We start from the raw sequence: 1,836 nt of genomic DNA, 5'->3' as shown, positions 1-1,836 counted from the left end.
TCTCTGGTAGTGCAAAATTTGAAGGTAAAGAGATTCTTAACCTTCCAGAAAAAGAGCTAAACAAAGTTCGTGCTGAACAGATCGCGATGATCTTCCAAGATCCAATGACTTCGCTTAACCCTTACATGAAGGTAAGCGATCAGTTGATGGAAGTGCTGATGCTGCATAAAGGCATGGGCAAAGCAGAAGCATTCGAAGAATCTGTACGTATGCTTGAAGCCGTTAAGATTCCAGAAGCGCGTAAGCGTATTACCATGTACCCACACGAATTTTCTGGCGGTATGCGTCAGCGTGTAATGATTGCAATGGCGCTACTTTGTCGTCCTAAGCTGCTTATCGCCGATGAGCCGACAACAGCACTGGACGTAACCATTCAAGCGCAAATCATGGAGTTGCTGAACGAACTGAAAGATGAGTTCAACACAGCAATCATCATGATTACCCACGATTTGGGTGTTGTTGCGGGTTCTTGTGACAAAGTACTTGTTATGTACGCAGGTCGTACCATGGAATACGGCACAGTAGATGAAATCTTCTACAACCCAAGCCACCCATATGCGGAAGGTCTGTTGAAAGCGATCCCTCGTCTAGATACAGAGGGTGAGATTCTTCCAACTATCCCAGGCAACCCGCCAAACTTACTTCGTCTACCACCAGGCTGTCCTTACCAAGACCGCTGTCATCGTGTAATGGACCGTTGTAAGCAAGAAGCACCGATTCTGACGCCATTCGGAAATGACCGTCAACGTGCATGTTTTTCTGATTGGGAGGCTTGGAAAAAATGAGTGTAGATAAGCAATTACTATTAGACATTAAAGACCTTAAGGTTCACTTTAGCATCGCTGCTAAATCGGCATGGCCTTGGGCTAAGCCTTCTAACCTTAAAGCGGTTGATGGCGTTGATATCCACCTTTACGAAGGCGAGACGCTGGGCGTAGTAGGTGAGTCAGGTTGTGGTAAGTCAACGTTCGCTCGTGCAATCATCGGTTTGGTTGAAGCAACAGACGGTGAAGTAATGTGGTTAGGTCAAGACCTAACGAAAATGGAAGAGATTCAACGTCGTGAAACTCGTAAAGAGATTCAGATGATTTTCCAAGACCCACTTGCATCGCTTAACCCGCGTATGTCAGTAGGTGACATCATTGCTGAGCCGCTAGAGACGTTCTACCCAGAGCTTTCTAAGCAGGAAGTGAAGGACCGCGTTAAAGAGATGATGGCGAAGGTAGGTCTACTACCAAACGTAATCAACCGTTACCCACACGAGTTCTCTGGTGGTCAGTGTCAGCGTATCGGTATCGCACGTGCACTTATCTTGAAGCCTAAGATGATCATCTGTGACGAACCGGTTTCGGCACTTGACGTATCTATCCAAGCGCAAGTTGTTAACCTTCTGAAAGAGCTACAAAAAGAGCTAGGTCTTTCACTGGTATTCATCGCGCACGATTTGTCAGTGGTTAAGCACATCTCTGACCGTGTATTGGTAATGTACCTAGGTAATGCTGTTGAGCTAGGTGAATCAGATGCGCTGTTCTCTGATCCTAAACACCCATACACCAAGGCACTGATGTCTGCAGTTCCAATCCCGGATCCTCGTATTGAGCGCAGCAAGACAATTCAGATGTTGGAAGGTGATCTACCATCGCCAATCAATCCACCATCAGGTTGTGTATTCCGTACTCGTTGCCCTCAAGCGACAGAGGCGTGTGCTGAGACAAAACCTAGAATTCAAGGTAACGACGTTCACGCGGTATCTTGCCTTCATGTTCAGGTTTAATCGAACGTAATTCAGCCTGTGACAGGCTTAAGCGTGACTGGTCAAACAGTCACGCTTTTTTT

2 protein-coding genes are annotated in these 1,836 nt (G+C 46.5%); both read left to right on the top strand.

What is annotated here, in order from left to right:
* The coding region (locus AC4MRV_RS22015; RefSeq protein ID WP_491189398.1) for an oligopeptide/dipeptide ABC transporter ATP-binding protein at positions 1 to 785 on the top strand (785 nt) is incomplete at its 5' end.
* Positions 782 to 1,774, top strand: a complete 993-nt coding sequence (oppF, locus tag AC4MRV_RS22010) for a murein tripeptide/oligopeptide ABC transporter ATP binding protein OppF (RefSeq protein WP_285467439.1) — start codon at positions 782 to 784, stop codon at positions 1,772 to 1,774. The genes AC4MRV_RS22015 and oppF, both read left to right, overlap by 4 nt.
* Positions 1,775 to 1,836 lie beyond the last annotated feature (62 nt).

This window comes from Vibrio sp., assembly GCF_984391705.1.
This window is presented reverse-complemented; position numbering and strand designations above follow the sequence as displayed.